Origin of the sequence: Micromonospora sp. WMMD1128, assembly GCF_027497235.1 — a bacterium.
Taxonomy (GTDB): domain Bacteria; phylum Actinomycetota; class Actinomycetes; order Mycobacteriales; family Micromonosporaceae; genus Micromonospora.
The window spans coordinates 6,706,576-6,725,652 of the sequence record NZ_CP114902.1; the positions used below are offsets into that span (position 1 = coordinate 6,706,576).

At 73.9% G+C, this 19,077-nt stretch carries 18 protein-coding genes and 1 riboswitch; of the genes, 4 read left to right on the forward strand and 14 right to left on the reverse strand.

Annotated elements, in window-relative coordinates; genetic code table 11:
• The first annotated feature begins 10 nt into the window (after positions 1-10).
• Both O7602_RS30435 and O7602_RS30440 read left to right on the forward strand, forming a co-directional pair.
• On the forward strand, positions 11-469 hold the full coding sequence (locus O7602_RS30435) for a MarR family transcriptional regulator (protein WP_281586018.1): 459 nt from the start codon (positions 11-13) through the stop codon (positions 467-469).
• Positions 459-1,253 (forward strand): potassium channel family protein, encoded by a 795-nt coding sequence (locus tag O7602_RS30440; RefSeq protein WP_281586019.1) that lies wholly within the window; start codon positions 459-461, stop codon positions 1,251-1,253. Before O7602_RS30435 ends, O7602_RS30440 begins: the two co-directional genes overlap by 11 nt.
• A gap of 30 nt (positions 1,254-1,283) precedes the next feature.
• On the opposite strand, the gene O7602_RS30445 is transcribed toward O7602_RS30440, so the two are convergent.
• The 4 genes from O7602_RS30445 to O7602_RS30460 form a co-directional block, all read right to left on the reverse strand.
• Positions 1,284-1,967: a TrkA family potassium uptake protein gene (locus O7602_RS30445; RefSeq protein WP_281586020.1), complete on the reverse strand. Its 684-nt coding sequence runs from the start codon at positions 1,965-1,967 to the stop codon at positions 1,284-1,286.
• A complete protein-coding gene (locus O7602_RS30450) occupies positions 1,960-3,321 on the reverse strand; it encodes a potassium transporter TrkG (RefSeq protein WP_281586022.1) in 1,362 nt (453 codons plus the stop codon). Before O7602_RS30450 ends, O7602_RS30445 begins: the two co-directional genes overlap by 8 nt.
• A gap of 155 nt (positions 3,322-3,476) precedes the next feature.
• Positions 3,477-5,096 carry a hypothetical protein gene (locus tag O7602_RS30455; RefSeq protein WP_281586023.1) on the reverse strand — a complete coding sequence of 540 codons (1,620 nt, stop codon included), beginning with the start codon at positions 5,094-5,096 and terminating at the stop codon, positions 3,477-3,479.
• On the reverse strand, positions 5,093-5,980 hold the full coding sequence (locus O7602_RS30460; RefSeq protein WP_281586025.1) for an ABC transporter ATP-binding protein: 888 nt from the start codon (positions 5,978-5,980) through the stop codon (positions 5,093-5,095). The genes O7602_RS30455 and O7602_RS30460 overlap by 4 nt, the downstream gene beginning before the upstream one ends.
• Positions 5,981-6,194: 214 nt before the next feature.
• Between O7602_RS30460 and O7602_RS30465 the strand changes: the two genes are divergently transcribed.
• Positions 6,195-7,406 (forward strand): cation:proton antiporter, encoded by a 1,212-nt coding sequence (locus tag O7602_RS30465; protein ID WP_281586026.1) that lies wholly within the window; start codon positions 6,195-6,197, stop codon positions 7,404-7,406.
• 92 nt (positions 7,407-7,498) lie between these two features.
• Here the strand turns inward: O7602_RS30465 and O7602_RS30470 are convergent, their stop codons facing one another.
• From O7602_RS30470 to O7602_RS30495, 6 genes are all read right to left on the reverse strand, one after another.
• Complete coding sequence (locus O7602_RS30470) at positions 7,499-8,353, reverse strand: ECF transporter S component (protein ID WP_281586027.1); 855 nt, start codon at positions 8,351-8,353, stop codon at positions 7,499-7,501.
• On the reverse strand, positions 8,350-9,993 hold the full coding sequence (locus tag O7602_RS30475; protein ID WP_281586028.1) for an ABC transporter ATP-binding protein: 1,644 nt from the start codon (positions 9,991-9,993) through the stop codon (positions 8,350-8,352). The genes O7602_RS30470 and O7602_RS30475 overlap by 4 nt, the downstream gene beginning before the upstream one ends.
• Positions 9,990-11,234: an energy-coupling factor transporter transmembrane component T gene (locus O7602_RS30480; protein WP_281586029.1), complete on the reverse strand. Its 1,245-nt coding sequence runs from the start codon at positions 11,232-11,234 to the stop codon at positions 9,990-9,992. The genes O7602_RS30475 and O7602_RS30480 overlap by 4 nt, the downstream gene beginning before the upstream one ends.
• Entirely contained in the window at positions 11,227-12,144 is a 918-nt protein-coding gene (locus O7602_RS30485) for a hypothetical protein (RefSeq protein ID WP_281586031.1), read from the reverse strand. Before O7602_RS30485 ends, O7602_RS30480 begins: the two co-directional genes overlap by 8 nt.
• Positions 12,141-13,607: a cell wall anchor protein gene (locus tag O7602_RS30490; protein ID WP_281590633.1), complete on the reverse strand. Its 1,467-nt coding sequence runs from the start codon at positions 13,605-13,607 to the stop codon at positions 12,141-12,143. Before O7602_RS30490 ends, O7602_RS30485 begins: the two co-directional genes overlap by 4 nt.
• Before the next feature lie 134 nt (positions 13,608-13,741).
• Positions 13,742-14,287 carry a hypothetical protein gene (locus tag O7602_RS30495; protein WP_281586033.1) on the reverse strand — a complete coding sequence of 182 codons (546 nt, stop codon included), beginning with the start codon at positions 14,285-14,287 and terminating at the stop codon, positions 13,742-13,744.
• Between the two features lie 98 nt (positions 14,288-14,385).
• A riboswitch (cobalamin riboswitch) is annotated at positions 14,386-14,524 on the reverse strand.
• Positions 14,525-14,650: 126 nt separating this feature from the next.
• Between O7602_RS30495 and O7602_RS30500 the strand changes: the two genes are divergently transcribed.
• Entirely contained in the window at positions 14,651-15,382 is a 732-nt protein-coding gene (locus O7602_RS30500) for a DUF2470 domain-containing protein (RefSeq protein WP_281586034.1), read from the forward strand.
• A 54-nt stretch (positions 15,383-15,436) separates the two neighbouring features.
• On the opposite strand, the gene O7602_RS30505 is transcribed toward O7602_RS30500, so the two are convergent.
• From O7602_RS30505 to O7602_RS30520, 4 genes are all read right to left on the reverse strand, one after another.
• Positions 15,437-16,123, reverse strand: coding sequence for a VTT domain-containing protein (locus O7602_RS30505; protein WP_281586036.1), 687 nt, complete (start codon positions 16,121-16,123; stop codon positions 15,437-15,439).
• Between the two features lie 36 nt (positions 16,124-16,159).
• On the reverse strand, positions 16,160-16,699 hold the full coding sequence (locus tag O7602_RS30510; RefSeq protein WP_281586037.1) for a phosphatase PAP2 family protein: 540 nt from the start codon (positions 16,697-16,699) through the stop codon (positions 16,160-16,162).
• Between the two features lie 98 nt (positions 16,700-16,797).
• Positions 16,798-18,183, reverse strand: a complete 1,386-nt coding sequence (locus O7602_RS30515) for a HAMP domain-containing sensor histidine kinase (protein ID WP_281586039.1) — start codon at positions 18,181-18,183, stop codon at positions 16,798-16,800.
• Positions 18,184-18,185: 2 nt separating this feature from the next.
• Positions 18,186-18,863: a response regulator transcription factor gene (locus tag O7602_RS30520; RefSeq protein WP_281586041.1), complete on the reverse strand. Its 678-nt coding sequence runs from the start codon at positions 18,861-18,863 to the stop codon at positions 18,186-18,188.
• Positions 18,864-19,077: the final 214 nt, after the last annotated feature.

A 19,077-nucleotide genomic window follows, 5' to 3' on the forward strand; every position in this document is an offset into this window, starting at 1 on the left:
GAGGGCCCGGATGGCGTTGAGTGCTCCGGCGGAGAGGCTGGCGCTGACCCTCACCGAGGGCGGCCTGCAGCGGATGACCGCCCGTGTGTTGGCGGCGTTGCTGTTCACCGAGCAGGAGACGATGACCGCCGGTGACATCGCCGAGGCGCTCACCATCAGCTCCGGCAGTGTGTCCACCGCGGTCAAGTCCCTGGCGACCGTCGGCTTGATCGAGCGGGTGCCCGCCCCGGGTAGCCGCCGGGAGCACTTCCGGCTCCGCGACGGTGCGTGGGCCACGCTCATGTCCGGCCAGAACGCGATGATCGGCAGCATGCGGGAGGCCGCCGAGGAAGGCATCTCCGTGGCCGGCGAGGACAGCCTCGCCGGTGCCCGCCTCGCCGAGATGCGCGACTTCTACGACTACCTCTGGCGCGAACTACCGGCGTTGATCGACCGGTGGCGTGCGGGGCGGAGCCAACATGCAGGGTGAGGCAGACAAGCGGGCGGATCGGTCATCGACGTGGGAGCGATTCACCGCCGTCCCGCTGACGGTGTTGTCGGTGGTTTTCCTGGGGGTGTACGCGGCACCGATCCTGCACACCGGGTTGCCGCAGGTGTGGCGGGACGCCTGTGCGGTGACATCTGTCGTCATCTGGCTGCTGTTCTGGGGCGACATGCTGGTGCGCCTGAAGCTGGCGACCGACCGGCGCCGCTTCCTGCGCACGCACCTGTTCGACCTCGTCGTGCTGGTGCTCCCGATGCTCCGACCGTTGCGCGCCGTGCGGCTGATCATGGTGGTGCTGACGATCAGCCGGCGCACCGAGGTCTGGGCGAGGGGCCGTCTCGCCGTCTACGTCGCCACCACCACCGTGCTGCTCGTCCTGGTGTCCGCGCTGGCGGTACTGGACGCCGAGCGGTCCGGGCCCGACGCGAACATCGCGTCGTTCGGCGACGCCCTGTGGTGGGCGACGGTCACCATCACCACCGTCGGGTACGGCGACTACTACCCGGTCACCACGATGGGACGCTTCGTCGCGCTCGGGTTGATGATCGGAGGGATCGGCCTGATCGGTTTCGTCACCGGTTCGCTGGCGACCTGGATCGTGGAGCGGGTCTCCGCGGCCTCCGAGCAGCCCAGCGCGGCGACGAGTGCGGATGTCGCGGCGCTGCGGGCGGAGATCGCGGGACTGCGGCAGCACATCGAGGCGGCTGCGCCGAACGGGTTCGTGGCGGAGCCGGAGGGGCGGACGCCCGCACCGAGAAGGTCACCATGACCGCTCGCGGATGCCGGTGGCGGTGTCGCGTCAGTCGGCGGTGGCGAAGCGTTCGACGTTGTCGACGGTGCCGACGACAAGGATGAGGTCACCGTAGGCGAGGACGGTGTCGGGGGTGGCGTAGGTGAAGGCGCGCGGTTTGCCGCCGGGTGGGGCCGCCTGCGGTTTGACGGCGACGACGGTGACTCCCCACTTGCCGCGGACGCGGGACTCGCGCAGCGGTACGCCGACGATGTCGCGGGGTGGGGTGGTCTTGATGACGGCGAAGTCGGCGTCGACCTCGACGTAGTCGAGGATGCGTCCGGAGAGCAGGTGGGCGACGCGTTCGCCCATGTCGTGTTCGGGTGCGACGACGTGGTGGGCGCCGACGCGGGTGAGGATGTTGCGGTGCTGGGCACTGATGGCTTTGGCCCAGATGTCGGGGATGCCGAGTTCGGCCAGCAGGCTGGTGGTGAGGATGCTGGCCTGGATGTCGGTGCCGATGGCCACCACGGCCTGGCGGAACTCGGCGACACCGAGTTGCCGCAGGGCTTCGATGTCGGTGGAGTCGGCGGTGACGACGTGCGGCAACTGCCCGGAGAGGGCCTGGACGACCTTCGGGCGGTGGTCGATGCCGAGGACCTCGCTGCCCCGGTTGAGCAGTTCCAGGGCCAGGGCGGAGCCGAAGCGGCCCAGCCCGATCACGACGACGGGTTCGGTGCGCGTCTCAGCCAACGATGGTCCTTTCCTCGGGTAGTTCGAAGCGACGGTTGCGGTCGCGCAGCGCCAGCGCGGACGCCAGGGTGAGCGGACCGACGCGGCCGGCGAACATCAGCACCACCAGGAGCAGGTCGGCCTGCGGCGGCAGGGAGGCGGTGATGCCGGTGGACAGGCCGACGGTGGCGAACGCGGACACCGCCTCGAACAGCACGACGTCGAGCCGGTACGGGGTGGTGGCCAGCAGCGCGAAGGTGGCGGTGACGACGGCGCCGACGCTGAGCAGGGCGACGGCGAGGGCCTGGCGCTGGTTGCTGGCGGGGATGCCCCGCCGGCCGACGTTGACGTGGAGTTCGCCGCGCATCTCCGACCAGAGGACGAAGGCGAGCAGCCCGAACGTGGTGACCTTGATGCCGCCGGCGGTGCCGGCGCTGCCGCCGCCGATGAACATCAGCACGTCGCTGGCGAGCAGGCTCTCCGGCCGCATCGCGCCGATGTCGACGCTGTTGAAGCCGGCGGTGCGGGTCATGGTGGAGGCGAAGAACCCGGCCAGCAGCTTGTGCCACCCGTGCAGGGGGCCGAGGGTACGCGGGTTGGTGAACTCGGCGAGGGTGAGCACGACGGTGCCGAGGACGAGCAGCGCGCCGGTCAGGGCGAGGGTGATGCGGGTCAGCACCGACCACAGCGCGGGGCGGCGCCAGCATCGGAGCAGTTCGAACACGACGGGGAAGCCCAGCCCGCCCAGGATCACGGCGGCGGCGATCGGCAGGCAGATCCACGGGTCGGCGACGTAGCCGACGAGGCTGTCGGCGTTGGTGGAGAAGCCCGCGTTGTTGAACGCGGACACGGCGTGGAACACCCCGTCGTACACCGCCTCGCCGAACGGTTCGTCGTAGGCGGTGGCGAACCGGGCGGTCAACACCACCGCGACCACCGCTTCGCCGGCGAGACTGAACAGCACGATCCGGCGGACCACCGCGCGCACGTCGGTGAGGTCGAGGCTCTTCGTCTCGGCCTGGGCCAGGAACCGGGCCCGCAGGCCGAGCCGGCGGGACAGCAGCACGGTGAACAGCGTCGCCAGGGTCATGATCCCCAACCCGCCGGCCTGGATGAGCAGCAGGATCACCGCCTGTCCGAAACCGGACCAGTAGCTGCCCGTGTCGACGGTGACCAGCCCGGTCACGCAGACCGCGGAGGTCGCGGTGAACAGCGCGTCCACCAGGCCGGTCCGCTCGCCGGAGCGGGTGGCCACGGGCAGTGACAGCAGGCCGGTGCCGACCACCACCGCCGTACCGAAGCCGACGGCGATCACCTGCGCGGGGTGCCGTAGCCGGCTGCTGCGTCGCTGCCACGCCGGTGCTCGACCGATCACGCGCCACCCACACCGAGACGGCGACCATCCGCGGTGCGCGCAGGCGGTGGGGTCCGTTGGCCGGTCCGGGTCATGAGCCGCATGCTCTCACGACCCGGGCCGGGCCGGGCGGGACGGCCACCGCCCACGGCCGTCGCGGCTAGGCCATGCGTCGGCTACGGCCGCAGGTCGCGTCGCTGATAGGCGTACAGACCGGCCGTCACCGCCGCGACCGTCGCCGCGCCCATGACGGCCAGCGCGAGCCAGTCCGGCGCCGTCTCAGGCACGGCCGCGAGATGGCGGTACGGCGACAGCGCGCTCACCCAGCCCGGCGCGTCGACGCTGTCGGCGAGGACCATGAGCAGGAATCCGCCGGCGGTCGGCACCATGCCCCACGCCACCACGCCGTGCGGTGCGCGGCCGTGGGCCACGGTCGCGGCGGCGAGGCTGAGCAACGCGACCGGTAGCGCGTTCCAGGCGCCGGCGAGTGCCGCCGGCAGCGGCAGGTTCGCGCCGACCAGGTTGGTGCCGAGCCACGTCGCGGTCGCGGCGACGGTGACGAGGAGCGCCGCGCCGGTGGCCGTGGTGAGTAGCTCGGCGCCGAGTAGTCGGGTGCGGGTGGCCGGTCCGGCGTGCAGGAGGGTCAGGCGTCCGCTGGTCTCGGCGGTGGCGAGCGCGGCGAGCCGGACGGCGGTGAAGGCGCCGACCGGGACGGCGAGCAGGGCGAACAGCGTCGCGGTGTAGCCGCGGACCGTGCCGAGGCCGCCGAAGCCCGCCTGCGCTGCCAGGTCGGCGAACCGGGGGTTGTCGGCGAGGAATCCGGTCAGCGAATCGGCGAGCAGACCGATCAGCAGGAAGTAGGCGCCGAGCCCGGCCGACCAACCGGCCAGCGGTCGCAGCAGTCGCCGGATGGCGAAGGCTTCCACCGAGCCGAGCAACCACAGCCGGGCCGGCCGGCCGGTGGCGGGGGCGAGCAGCCCGGCCCGGGCGTCGCGTCGACCGGCCAGGGCGAGTGCGGCGACGGCCAGCGCGACGGCGGTGAGCGCGGGCACGATCAGGGGTGCCCAGCGGTCGTCCCGGTAGGGGTGGAGCAACGCCAGCGGGCCGTACGGCGGCAGCCAGCGCAGCCAGCCGAGGGCGGTGACCCCGTCGCCGACCATGCGGGCCATCAGCCCCACGCCGAGGAACGCCAGCGCGGCCCCGGTCGCCCCCGACCGCGTCGGGAAGATCTGTGCGGCGAGGGCCGCCACCGCGACCGCCACCACGCCGGCCGACGTCAGACCGGCGGCGTGCACGACCGCCCCGCGGCCCGGGGTGCCGGCCGCGGTGAGTGCCGCGGCGAGCGTGACCCCGGTCAGGACCATCGCGGCCGTGAGCACCGCGAGGTGCCGGCCGAGCAGCACCGGGCGGCTGAGTCGGCCGGCGAGCAGGAGATCCCACCGGCCCGCTTCCTCCTCGCCCCGGGTCACGCGGGTGGTGACGAGCGTCCCCCAGACCGACAGCAGCACGGCGAGGACGACGCCGGTGCGCCAGACCGTGAAACCGCCGGCCGTGTCGAGGGCGACCGGCTCGCCGAACAGGGTGCGGATCGCGGGGTTACCGGCCAGGGCGGCGAGGGCCTCCGCGCCGCCCCCGTCGGCGATCGTGCTGGCGTACGTGGCGACGACCAGCACCGACATGCCGACCGCCAGGGTGAGCACGATGAGGGCCCCTCGGCGTACCTGCCGGACGGCGAGCCGGGTCACGGCCCGGCCGGCGGCCGGACGGACCGGGAGGGGGAGGCCGTGGGCGGTCATCGGGCCGACTCGCCGTAGTAGTCGAGGAAGATCTCCTCAAGGCTCGGTTCCCGCACCGTGAGCGCGGTGAGGTCGGCGGCGGCGAGGGCGCTCAGCGCCGGTGCCGGCGGTCCGGTCATGGTGAAGCGGAGCATCCTGCTGTCCTGGGCGACGATCTCGACGCCGGCCACGTCGCGCAGGTCGGGCGCGGGGCCGGTGAAGCCGGCGGTCACCTCCGTACGGTGCAGGCGGCGCAACCCACCGACGGTGGCGACGTCGACGAGCCGGCCGGCACGCAGGATCGCCACCCGGTCGCAGACGGCCTCGACCTCGGCGAGTTGGTGGGAGCAGAGGAAGACCGTCTGCCCGTTGTCGCGCGCGACCGCGACGGCGCGCCGGAACTGGAGTTCCATCAGGGGATCCAGGCCACTTGTCGGCTCGTCGAGGACCAGCAGCGGCGCGCGGGTGGCGAACGCCGCGACCAGGGCGACCTTCTGCCGGTTGCCGGTGGAGTAGGCGCGGGCCGGCGTGGACAGGTCGAGGGCGAACCGGTCCACCAACTCGTCGCGGTAGGCCCGGTCGACACCCGGCCCGGTGGCGGCGAGCAGCTCCAGGGTCTCCGCGCCGGTGAGCTGCGGCCAGAGCGCCACGTCGGCCGGCACGTACGCCAGCAGCCGGTGCGCCGCGGCGACGTCCGCCGCGTCGGCGTCGAAGATCCAGGCCCGCCCGGCGGTGGGCCGGGCCAGGCCGAGCAGCAGCCGGATCGTGGTGGACTTGCCGGCGCCGTTGGGGCCGAGGAACCCGAACACCTCACCCGCCGGCACGTCGAGGTCCAGCCGGTCGAGGGCCAGCAGGTTCCGGTAGCGTTTGGTCAGGTGTTGAGTGCGGATCGCGGGTGCGGCCACGGGTGCCTCCGGTCGACGACGTGTCACGACTGCCGACCAGGCTTCCCGGCGCACCGGCCCTCACCGTACTCCCGTGTGTCACGCCCGAACAGAGCAGCACGGCCGGTCGACGCCCGTCGCGCCGGTCGTCGCCGGTCGTTATGATCACCGGGATCCGTGGAGCGCCGGGAAGACTGGTCGGCACCGTGATGGTCCGCGCCCCGGAGGGATCCCCGTGCTGCTGCTGTGCTTCGCCGCCGTCCTGCTGGCCGCCGTGCTCGTCTCCGCGCTGGCCCACCGCACCATCCTGTCGACCGCGGCGCTGTTCCTGGTCGCCGGTTTCCTGCTCGGCGAGGACACCACCGGCGTGCTGCACCTGCGCGCCGACTCCCCGATCGTGGCGCAACTGGCCGAACTGGCGCTGTTCGCGGTGCTGTTCACCGACGGGATGCGCGTCGGTTGGGCCGACCTGCGCTCGGCGTGGCGGTTGCCCGGGCGCGCCCTGGGCTGGGGCCTGCCGCTGACGTTGCTCGTCACCGCCGTGCTGGCCCACTACGTCGCCGGGCTCGACTGGCCGGAGGCGCTGCTGATCGGGGCGATCCTCGCCCCCACCGACCCGGTCTTCGCCGCCGCGCTGGTCGGCAACGACAAGGTGCCCGCCCGGCTGCGGCACCTGCTCAACGTCGAGTCCGGCGTCAACGACGGGCTCGCCCTGCCCTTCGTGGTCGTGCTGCTGGCCGTCGCGGCCGGCTCCGAGGACCTGCACCTGGGGGAGTTGGGCACCGAGCTGGCGGTGGGACTGCTGATCGGCGTGCTGGTGCCGTTGGCCGCCATCGCGCTGGAGCGCACCAGATGGTTCGCCGCGTCCGCGGCGTACGCCCCGCTCAACGGGGTGGCGATCGGGCTGCTGGTGTTGGCGCTGGGCAAGGTCACCCACGGCAACCTGTTCCTCGCCGCGTTCGCCGCCGGCATCACCGTGGCCACCTTCGGGCCGCGGGAACGGGCCGCATTCGAGCACTTCGGGGAGAACGTCGCCGAGCTGCTGAAACTCGCCGCGCTGCTGGTGTTCGGAGCGCTGATCTCGGTGGACTTCCTCGGGGAGATCTCCTGGGCCGGCTGGGTCTTCGCCGTCCTGGCCATCGTGGTGGCCCGTCCGGTGGCGCTGTGGATCTCCTTCCTGCGCTCCGGACTGGGCCTGCGGGAACAGGCCGCCGCGATGTGGTTCGGCCCGAAGGGCTTCGCCTCGGTCGTCTACGGGCTGCTGGTCCTCGAATCCGGCATCGCCGCCGGCGACGAGGTCTTCCACCTGGTGGCGCTGACCATCGTCATCTCGATCCTGGCGCACTCCTCCACCGACGTCGTGGTCGCGCGGGCCTTCGACGACTCCCGCGAGACGCCCGCCTGGCACGGGGTGCTGCGCCGGATCGGGCAGGCCCGCCGGCGGTGACGCACGTCGAGCACCAGCGCGCCGACCCACCGCAGCGGGGTTCCGTCAGCCGCACCGGACCCGGCGCCCACGACGCCCTCTCCCGCCGCCGGTCACGTCCCGGGTGGTCGCGGGGCCGGGTGTGCGGTAACTCCCTGGGAATCGGGCGGGTCGGGTGCGGCGAAGGTGACCGGCGCGCCGAAGGCGGCCCGTCGGGCGGCGCGGCGCAGCGCGGCGAGCACGGCCGGGCCGACGAGAACGATCGCCACGGCGGTGGTGATCGCCCGGCCGGTGTCCCAGCCGAAGGTGGAGGTGACGGCGGTGAACAGGGCCAGCCGGTGCAGGTTCTCCAGCACCGGCGCGCCGGGCAGGTAGGACAGTTGGGTGTCGGCGCCGATGCTGAACGGCCAGAACCACAGGTTCATCAGCAGGCCGTACCCGTAGGCGGCGACCGCGCCGTATCCGGCGAGCACCGCGGTTTCGGTCCGGCCGCGTAGCCGGGACGGGAGCAGGCCGGCGCCGAGGCCGATCCACGAGGCGCACAGCATCTGGAACGGTAGCCACGGTCCGATTCCGGCGGTGAGCAGCGCGGAGGCGAACAGAGACGTGGAGCCCAGCAGGAACCCGAAGCCGGGCCCGAAGATCCGTCCGGCGAGTACGAGCAGGAAGAAGACCGTTTCGATGCCGGCGGTGCCGGCTCCGAGCGGGCGTAGCGCGGCGTTGACGGCGGAGAGCACGCCGAGCATCGCCAGGGTCTTGCTGTCGATGCCGCCGGAGCTGAGTTCGGCCAGCAGGAGCGCCACGAGCACCGGCAGCATGAGGAAGAAGACAAGCGGCGCTTCGCCGGTGCGGGCGGTGCTCTCGGGGTGCGCGGGGACGAAGAACGGCCAGGTGAAGGTGGCCAGCGCGGCGGCGGAGGCGAGTGCCAGGACCACGGCGGTCCGGGGCGCGATCCGCGGCCCGCTCACGTCGGTGCTCCGGCTATCCGGAGCGCGGCGGCCACCTGGTCCACGGTCAGCCACGGCTGCGGCGCGAGGACCTTGGCGACCTGCGGCGCGAAGGCCGGTGAGGCAAGCATGACCTCGGCCGTGCCGCCCTCGGCGACGATCTCTCCCTCGGCCATCACGATCACCTGGTCGGCCAGGGTCGCGACGAGTTCGACGTCGTGGGTGGCCAGGACCACGCCGCGGCCGGCGTCCGTCATCCGCCGGACGAGCGCGCCGAACTGCTTCTTGGCGTGGTAGTCCAGGCCACGGGTCGGTTCGTCGAGCAGGATCACCGGCGGGGCGGCGGTGAGCTGGACGGCGAGTGCGAGGGCCAGTCGTTGTCCCTCGGACAGGTCGCGGGGGTGCCGGTCGCCGGGCAGCTCGGGGACCAGTTGGTCGAGGACGGCGCGGCAGGTGCCGGTCGGCGCGTCGCTCTCCCGGTCGGCCTGGTCGCATTCGGCGTCCACGGTCTCCAGGTAGAGCAGGTCCGTGGGGTTCTGCGGGACCAGGCCGACGTGCCGGCGGGCCTGGCCGGCCGGCAGGGCCTTCGGGTCGACGCCGCCGCGGGCACCGGTGACGGTGACGGTGACGGTGACGGTGCCACCGTGGCGGGGGCCGCTGCCCTGCACCGCCCACAGCAGGCTGGACTTGCCGGAACCGTTACGGCCCATCAGCGCGACGACCCGGCCGGGATGCAGGTCGAGGTCGACCCCGGCCACGGCGACCGTGCCCGGATACCGGACGACGATCCCGCGGGCGGTCAGCACCGGAGCGGGTGCCGGCTCCGGTGCCGGCGTGGCGGGGGCCGCGTCGGCGAGTCGGTGGCGCAGGGCGGCGGCGCGTCGGCGGGCGTCGCGTACGGACAACGGCAGCGGGGTCCAGCCGGCGAGCCGTCCCAGCTCGATCAGGGGTGGCGCGAGGTCGATCCCGGCGAGCACGGTCGCCGGTGCCCCGTCCCGCACGTGCCCGTCGCCGGGCAGGTAGAGCAGCCGGTCGGCGTACTGCACGACCCGTTCCAGCCGGTGCTCTGCCAGGACCACGGTGACGCCGAGGTCGTGCACCAGGCGGGTGACGGTGGCGAGGACGTCCTCGGCGGCGGTGGGATCCAGCGCGGAGGTGGGTTCGTCGAGGACAAGCACCCGCGGATGGGCGGTGAGTACGGCGCCGATGGCCACCCGCTGCTGCTGCCCGCCGGACAGCGTGCGCAGCGGCCGGTCCCGCAGCTCGGCGATGCCGAGCAGGTCGAGCGTCTCCTCGACCCGCTTGCGCATGGCGGCCGGCGGCAGGGCCAGCTGTTCCATGCCGTACGCCAGTTCCTCCTCGACGGTGTCGGTGACGAAGCCGGACAGCGGGTCCTGGCCGACCACACCGACCACGTCGGCGAGGTCACGCGGCGGGTGGTGACGGGTGTCCCGGCCGTCCACGGTGACGGTGCCGTGCAGGGTGCCGCCGGTGAAGTGCGGCACCAGTCCGTTGATCGCCCGCAGCAGGGTGGACTTGCCGGCGCCGGTGCGGCCGGCGACCAGGCACAACTCGCCCTCTTCGATGCGGATCGTCACGTCCCGCAGCGGGGGTGGACCGTCGTCGGCGTAGCGGACGGTGACCCGGTCGAACTCGATCACGTGCGGCCTCCCGCCGTCGCCGGCATGGTGGGTCGGGTCGGCGGGGCGGCGGTGTCCGCCGGGCCGGTCGGCGGCCGGGTGGGCGCGGCCGGCGGAGGTGGCGGCGCCAGCCAGGCCGGCGCCGCCGCGACCGCGACGGCGAGCAGCGTCAGCGGGGTCAGCTCGGGCCAGGTGAGCGGGCTGACCGGCGGATAGAGCAGGTCCGGGTCGACCGAGCCGGCGAGCGTCGTCAGGGCGGCGGTGGCCACGCCGCAACCGGCCACCACCAGTTCCGCGGCTCGCCAGCGGTCCGGCCGGTAGCGGCTGCGCCGGACCCGCCGCCCGGCCAACAGCATCCCGGTCACGGCGGCGACCAGCCCGGCGAGCAGCATCGGCAGACCGAGGAAACCGGCTCTGCCGGTGTCGAGCAGACCGTAGGTGCCGGCGCAGACGCCGATCAGCCCGCCGAGCACCAGCACGCCGGTCGCGGTGCGTTGCCCGGCCGGCACCGCGGCGGTGCGCCCGTAGCCGCGGGAGTCCATCGCCGCCGCGAGGGCCAGGGACCGGTCGAGGGCGTCGGCAAGCACCGGCACGGCGATCCCGCGCAGCGCCCGCATCCCGCGTCCGGGTGCGCCGCGCAGTCGCCGGGCCCGGCGCACCCGGAGCACGCTTTCCACCAGTTGCGGAGCGACCGACAGCGCCACCACCACGGCCGTGCCGACCGCGTACAACGCGCCGGGTACGGCCTTGAGCAGCCGCTTCGGGTTGGCCAGCGCGTTCGCGGCGCCCAGGCAGACAAGCATGGTGGCCAGCCGCAGCCCGTCGTAGAAACCGCCGAGGACCTGTTCGGCGGCGACCGGCCCGAGCAGCCGGATGCCTGCCGCCCAGGCCGGCAGGGGGATCTCCGGCAGGCGGAGCAGCACATGGTCGCCCTGACCGCCGCCGAACACGATCCGGAACACCACCCGCATGCCCACCACGACCGCGGCCAGCCACAGGTACATCCGGAACGCCAGGGCCCACGGGGCGTCGCCGCGCCGCCGGACCACCACCAGCGCGGCGGTGGCGACGAGCAGACCCAGCGGCAGCGGGTTCGTGGTGTGGCTGGCCGCCGTGGCCAGGCCGAGCGCCCACAGCCACCACGCCCCCGGGTGCAGCCCGCGGGGCAGCCGCGCCGCCGACCACCGGACCGGCCGCCGGCCGGTGCCGAGGGCCGGATCCGGGCTGGTCCCGACCGTGGCGGTGGCGGACCGGTCAGGCATCCGGTTCGGTGGTACGCCGTCGCCGCGCGGCGATCAACCCGCCGCCGGCCAGCAGGACGAGCAGCAGCACCCCGGCGATCGTGCCGAACGGTGGACCTGCGCCGTCGCGGGGGGCAGCGACGTCTGTCAACTCCGGCCCGGAGGCGCCCGGCGACGACACGCCGGTGGCCCCACCGGTCGGGGCACCGACCTGGCTCGGCGTCGGCGACGGGGCGCCGGTGGCCGTACCCGTGGGGGCGGGGAGCCCGGTGGCGTCGACGGTCGGTCCGGCCGCACCCGGCCGACCGCCAGGTGGGGCGGCCCCGCGACCACCCTGCGCGGGCGGTGCGACAGGCCCACCACCGGCGGCCGGCGGCGTCGCGACCGGTCCACCACCGCCCGCGGCCGGCGGTGGCGCGGGCGGCGCCGGTGGCGCGGGTCGCTTCGGTACGACGTCGGGCCGGGGCGCGTCGTTGCTGCCGCGGTTGAGCGAGAACGACCAGCCCTCGAAGCTGCCGGCCGGCGGTCTGCGGTTGGCCACGCCCTTGTCGCTGTAGGTCCAGCCACCGCCGTTCGAGGCGTGCCAGTACGACCAGTAGGCGCTGGCCGGCGGCGTGTCGACGCACTTCTCCGCGGCTGCCGACGGCTTGCCCTCGATCCGGCAGATGAACCCCTCGCCCCAGCGCAGCGTGCCGGTGATCGGGAAACCGGCGTTCTTCAGGGCGGTGAGTCCGGTGGCCTGGTCGCCGTGGGCACAGCGGACCACCGTGCCGCCGCCGAGTTCGTTGAAGGCCACCACGACGGTGACCCCGGAGGCGTCCGGGCAGTAGCCGGCCGTGCCGGCGGCCTCCGCCCCCGCGGCCGGTGCGGCAAGGGTGCTCGCGGCGGTCAGGGCGAGGACGATCCCGGCTCGCGCGTACCGGGCCGTCATCTCGTCCGCCGCCGGCCGAGCACCATGAGCAGCACCCCACCACCGACCATCAGCACCGCGACCAGCACGTAGCCGGCGATCGCCGTGCCGGTGGTCGGCAGCCCAACCAGCCCCGGGGCGGGCGGTGCCGTGCTCGGAGCGGCGGTCGCCGCGGGTGGCGTGGTGGCCGACGGGGTCGCCGCCGGCGGGCTCGCGGTGTCGCCGGGGGTCGGGTCGACGGTGCCGGTCGAGGTCGGGGTCGGGTTGGCGGTGGCGCTCGTGGTCGGCGTCGGTGATCCGGTGGGGGAGGCGGTGGGCGAGGCCGTACCGGACGGGGTGGGGTCGGGCGACGGCGGCAGGTCGAGGCCGATCCGGCCCAGCGGCACCTGCGCGAGCCCGAGCAGGGCCTGGGCGGTGGCCCGGCGCCACTGGTCCCGGTCGATGTCCGCGATCCCGGCCGCGACGGCTGTCGTGAAACCCTCGGTGTGGTAGGCGACGGCACCCGCGTCGGCGGCTGCCTTTCCGCCGTTCGCGTCGGTGAGCTGCAACGCGGTCAGCGCGTCGGCGGCGCGGGCGGCCTCGGTGTCGCGTCCGGCGGCGGCCAGAGCCTGCCCGGCCAGTCCGGTGCTGTTGGAGTTCGCGCCGGTCGTCGGCCCCGACCCGCCGAAGGAACCGTCGGCGTGCTGCTGGGCCACCAGCCAGTCGGCGCCCCTGCGCGCCGCGCCGGCCGCCCCGGTGGCGCCGTCGTCGGCGGCGGTCAGCAGCGCCTGCACGGCCATCGCGGTGGAGTCGACGTCGAGGGTGGCGCCGGGTTGTTCGTCGCAGGACGGTGACGGCCCGTCCGCGGTGTCCGGGTAGAGCCGGAAGCCCCCCGCCGCGCACTGCTGCCGGACGAGGAAGTCGACGGTGTCCTGCGGGACGTCACCGCTGCGGGCCAGGCCCAGCACGGCGAAGGACTGGTCGAAGGTGTTGCTGGCGTCCGGGCCGCTGTCGGCGGTGACCCGGCTGGTGATCCGGCCCCGCTGGTCACCGGTGCCCGTCGGGGAGACCAGCGACAGGGTCTCGGCCCGCAGGTCGTACCCGCCGAAGTCGGTGGGGTCGGCGCCGGCGGCGGAGGCGGCGTAGAGCAGCTTCGCGGTGGCCCCGCCGTCGGTGAAGCCCTCGATGCCCCACTCGTCGTAGCTGTTGTAGGCGCGCACGTGCGCCGCGACCTGCGCCGTGGCGGCCTGGCGGGTCGGCGTGTCGACGCCGGTGGCGGACAACGCGACGACCCCGTCGATGGTCAGGCCCCAGTCCGGGCCGCCGAACGGTCCGGGCAGAATCCCGTCGGTGAACTCGCCACCGAGCCAGGTCGCGGCGTCCCGCGCGGCGGCGGCGTCGGCCGCGGCGGGAGCGGCCAGCACGGTCATGGGCGTGGTGAGCGCGGCGAGTGCCGCCGCGACGGTGGCGGCGAGGCCGGTGCCGAGTCGCCGGGGCCGGGACATGGGCATGAGGGACGCCTTTCGCAGAGCGGTCGGGGAGAACTCCGGAGAGCACCCGGGACGAGCGCCCGGCCGCCTTCCGACGCCGGGGCGGTGACCGGCACCCGGTGCGCTGCCGGTCACCGCGCCGGTGTGGATCAGGGAGCGGTGATGCCGGGCGCCGCGCCGGAACCGAACGCCCAGCCCTCGACGCTGCCCGGGGCGGGGTTGTAGCCGGCTGCCCCGGAGGAGCTGTAGGACCAGGCGCCGCCGGGCGACGCATGCCAGTACGACCAGTACGCGGTGGCCGGCGGGGTGTTGACGCACGGGTCCGTCGCGGCGGTCGGCTTGCCGTTGATGCGGCAGACGAACGCCAGCCCCCAGCGTTGGGTGCCGGTGACGGTGAACCCGGCGCCCTGCAACGCGGCCAGCCCGGTGGCCGGGTCGCCGAGCGCACAGCCCACCTGGACGCCGCCGCCGAGGGCGGCGTAGTCGACGACGACTGTGACGCCGGAGGTGCCGGTGCAGGCCGCCGCGTGCGCGGCCTGCGGCGCGGGCTCGACGGCGATCAGGGCGACGGCGGCCAGCGCGGCGGTCAGCAGACCGGCGAGCCGGGCCCGGACGGTGGACGGGCGGAGGGCGAGGGCGGCAAGTGTGCCGCGGAACAGGGCGAGCGGGGATTGCCGGCTCAGGCGAACGACCATCGGTAGCGCCTTTCCGGCCCGGCGGTCGTCAGAAACCCGGTCGCCCGGCGGTGCGCGGGGTCGACCGGGACTCCGACCCGTGGGCCACGACGGGTGGGGAGCGGATGCGCGCGTACGCCGGGTATTCGGGCTCACCGCCGGGTGTCTGCCACCTCGACGGCCTACCGTTGCGGGCCAGCGCCGGACTTCGACCGGACTTCCCCCGCACGGACGCGCGGTGTGTTCAGTTGTGGCCACAGTCTGTCCGCACCGGATTACCCATGTCAATCGTCCCTGCTCGGGGTGGTTGACGTCGACGACTCCGGTCCGATGGTCTAGCCTACCAGTTAGGTAAGGCTAACCTTTCTTGAGGAGGTCGGGACCATGCGCCCCAGCCCGGCGGAAATCGTGCGTACCCTCGTCGCGGGCTGGCTGCCCGCCCTTGTCCACCTGGCCCGACACGCCGGGCCGCACCAGGTCCGGCACGCCACCGACCCGGACGGCCGGGTGCTGCTGCTGGTGCCGATCGTCAGTGATCTCGCCGCGGCGCTGTCGCCGCCGGACGGGGGTGCCGACGTCGCCACCGTCCTCGACGTGCTCGACCTGCCGCCCGCCGCCGGCGCTCCCTCCCTCGGCCGGGCCTGGATCTCCGGCTGGGCGAAGCGGCTGGACGGGGACGAGGCGCGCCGGGCCGCCGTGGACTTCGCCGCCACCCAGCCGACCGGGGACCTGCTCGACGTGGGCCGCCGGTTCCGCCTGTACCGGTTCGAGGTGGCCGAGGTCCGATGGGAACACGCCGGCGGTGTCCGCCGGATCGACCCGGCGGCGTACGCGGAAGCCGAGCCCGACCCGCTGCACGCGGTCGAGGCGGAGTTGCTGGCCGACCTCGCCGACCACCACGCCGAGCAGGTCGCCGGCCACCTGCGCCAGCGGCTGAAGCTGTCCGGCGGCGAATCGCCCCGGGTGGTCCGCATCGACAGGTACGGGCTGCTCGTCGCGTACGGCCGGCCCGGCGCGACCCGGCGGATCCGGCTCGGCTTCGAGCGGCCCGTCGCCGGCGTCACCGAACTGTCCCGGCTGCTGCACCCGATGGTCTGCGCCCGGGCCGTCGCCTGACCCCCACCGGTTGATCGCCGGCCGGAGGTGCCGGCGGCGACCGCGGTGCGTCGTTCAGTCGGCGCCGGATGCGTCCGGAGCGGCCGTCGCGTCGACGGAGGCGGTTGCCGACCGATGGCGGGACCGCAGGAGTTGGATGCCGATGGGCAGGACGGAGATGAGCACGATGGCGATGAGGATGAGCTCGATGTGCGATGCGACGAAGCTGATCTGCCCGAGGAAGTAGCCGAGCACGGTCACGCCGGTTCCCCACAGGACCCCGCCGAGGACGCTGTAGGTGACGAAGGCGCGGTAGTGCATCCGGCTCACCCCGGCGATGACGGGGGTGAAGGTCCGCACGATCGGCACGAAGCGGGCCAGCACGATCGAGCGGGCGCCGTAGCGGGCGAAGAAGGCGTCGGCCCGGCGCACGTTCTCCTGCTTGAACAGGCGGGAGTTGGGGCGACGGAACAGGCTCGGGCCGACGCGCTTGCCGAACAGGTAGCCGGCCTGGTCGCCGATGACGGCGGCGACGGCGGCGAGCAGGCAGACGAGCCAGAGCGGTTGGTGCAGGTAGCGGCCGTCGGCGACGAGGAGTCCGGCGGTGAACAGCAGCGAGTCGCCGGGGAGGAACAATCCGATGAGCAACCCGGACTCGGCGAAGACGATCGCGAGGATCCCGATCAGCCCGAAGGTGGAGATCAGCCATTCCGGGTCGATCAGGCTGGGGCCCACGGCGAGTGTCGCCTGAGGCGTGGACATGGCATGACCTCCGGAACGAGGGGCGGGGGGTGGTGCTCAGGCGGTGGTGCCGAGGCGGCGGCCGGTACGGCGGTCGTAGGCGCGGCCGACGACGCCGATGGTGGCGACCGCTCCGGCGGCGATGAGTGCGCCGGCGAGGATGTCCCCGGGGTAGTGCACGCCGGTCCAGACCCGGGCGAAGCCGATGACGGCGGCGAGCACGCTCAGCGCCAGTCCCCATCGGCGGGACAGGAACGCCCCGACGGCGAACGCCACCGCGAACGCCGCCGTCGCGTGGTCGCTCGGCAGCGAGGGTCCGGCGGCGTGTGGGATCAGCTGGTGCACGGCATGGGCCTGGAAGGGCCGTACCTCGGTGCTGAACGCGGCAACGGCCTGCCCGACGGCGAAGGCCAGCCCGAGGGACGCGACGACGCGCACCAGGGCGGCGCGGCCGTACCGCAGGTGGGCCAGGACAGGTATGGCCGCGGTGGCGGCGAGGACGTAGATCAGCCACACCGCCGTCCATTCGAAGAAGTCGTCGACGAGGTCGCTGCGGCCGGCTGTGTCGTTGACGATCTGGAACAGGTGATAGTTCATCGCTCCCCCGTGACGGTGACGGCTCCGGCCCGTGCAGGCGCCTCCTGTCCAGGGTGCCGCCCGTCAGCTGAGAGGAGCCTGAAACCGCCGAGGTCGGTTCAGTGATCTTCGGAGTCGACGGCGTGGGGCAGACTGATCCGGACGGTCATGCCCGGTCCGGGCAGCACCTGTACGTGTCCGCCGTGCGCCGAGACGACCTCACGGGTGATGGCGAGGCCCAGCCCGCTGCCGCCGTCCGGGCGGGTGCGGCTGTCGTCGAGACGGACGAACCGGTCGAAGATCCGCTCCCGGTCGGCATCGGGGACACCGGGTCCGTCGTCGGTGACCTCGACGCACGCCCACGCGTCCCGCACCGACACGTTCAGGGTCACCCGGGTACGGGCGTGACGCGCGGCGTTGTCGGCCAGGTTCCGCAGAGCGCGGCCGAGGTCGTGGGCGTCCCCGGCCACCCGCACGGGGGTGAGGTGGGCCCGGACGGTCAGGTCCGGGCGGTGCGCCGCGAGCCGGTCCCGCTCGGTGTAGGCCAAGTCGTCGAGGTCGACGTCGTCGCGGCGCCCGGTACCGCCGCGCTCGTCGATGCGCGCGAGCAGGAGCAGGTCGGCGACGAGGTCACCCAGCCGGCTGGTCTCCCGGCGCAGCAGCTCGACCAGGTCGCGCTGGCCGTCGGGCGAGGTCGCCACGGCCAGCCGGTCGAGGCCGGCACGCAGGGTGGCCAGAGGGCTGCGCAGTTCGTGGCTGGCGTCGGCGACGAACCGGCGCTGGCTCGCCGCGGCGGTCTCCAGGCGTTCGAGCATCCGGTTCATCGTCTCGGCGAGCGCCGCGATCTCGTCCCGGGCGCCCGGCACGGGCACGCGGGCGTGCAGGTCACGGGCGGTGATCCCGGCGACCCGCCGGCGGATCGCCTCGACCGGGCGCAGGGAACGTCCGACGAACCAGAACACCGCCGCACCCACCACCAGCAGCATGGGCGCCAGCCCGGCGGCCATGATCGCCGCGACCGCCTCGGTGCTCTCGTCGACCGGCCGCAGTGACTGCGCGACCAGCACCGTGCGGACACCGGAGCCGTCGGCCACCCCTGCGGCGGCGATCCGGTACGGGTCTTCCCCGGCGAACGGCAGCAGCCGCTGCTCGCGCAGCAGTTGACCGGGTCGGGGCCGCAGCGGGGACAGCGGCGCGGCGTCGCCGAGCGCGGCCGAGGCCGCCTCGACTCGTCCGGACGGGTCGAGGACCTGCACCAACGTCTGTTCTTCCGGGCTCGGCCGCAGCGTCCGGGCGAGTGCGTCCTGATCACCGGCGGCCACCGCCGCGACCACCTCGGTCGCACGTTGCCGCGCGGCGGCGTCCACGTTGCCGGCGAGATCCGCGCGAGCGAGGTGGACGAACACCATGGCGCCGACGGCGAAGGCCGCCGCTACGACGGCGGCGGCAGCAAGGGCCGAACGCAGCCGTACCCCCGGCTGCCATCGCCTCCACCCGATGGCCATGCTCAGCCGCCGTCGGCTGCCAGGCGATAGCCCATGCCCCGCTCGGTCTGGATGGCCTGCCGCCCGAACGGTTGATCGATCTTGCGGCGGAGGTAGCCGACGTACACCTCGACGATGTTGGGATCGCCGTCGAAGTGCGCGTCCCAGACGTTGTCGAGGATCTGCCGTTTGGACATCACGTCGCCGCGGTGACGCATCAGGAACTCCAGCAGCGCGAACTCCCGCGCGGTGACCCGAACCGAGTGGCCGGCCCGGGTGACCTGCCGTCGGGCCGGATCCACGGTCAGATCCCCGGCGGTCAGCACGACCGGCCGGGCGGGCGCGCCCCGGCGTACGAGAGCCCGTAGCCGGGCCACCAGCACCACGAACGAGAACGGCTTGACCAGGTAGTCGTCGGCGCCGAGGTCGAAGGCATCCGCCTGGTCGTACTCCCCCTCCTTCGCGGTCAACATCAACACGGGCGTCCACACGTCCCGCGACCGCAGCCGCCGGCACACCTCGTAGCCGTTCAGGCCGGGCAGCATGATGTCCAGCACGATCACGTCGTAGGGGTTCTCGGTGGCCGCCCACAGCCCGTCGACCCCCGTGTGCTGCACATCCACGGCGAAGCCCTCGTCCGTCAGGCCGGCGCGCAGCACCTGCGCCAGGCCGGTCTCGTCCTCGACGACCAGCACCCGCACCCGCCCACCCCCTCCGGAACGTCGACACCGCACCGGGCGTCACCGCGGCACACCCCGATCATCGCGTGAACGGGTGAGCCAGGGGCACAGGAGTGCCGTGCCACTCACTGATCAGGGGTCGGGGCGGGGGTTGGTGCCGCGCAGCAGCCGAATTACGGTCGTGCCGCCTTTGGGTCGGCGCCGATGACTCCTTGGTGGGATCGCCTCAGTCGTG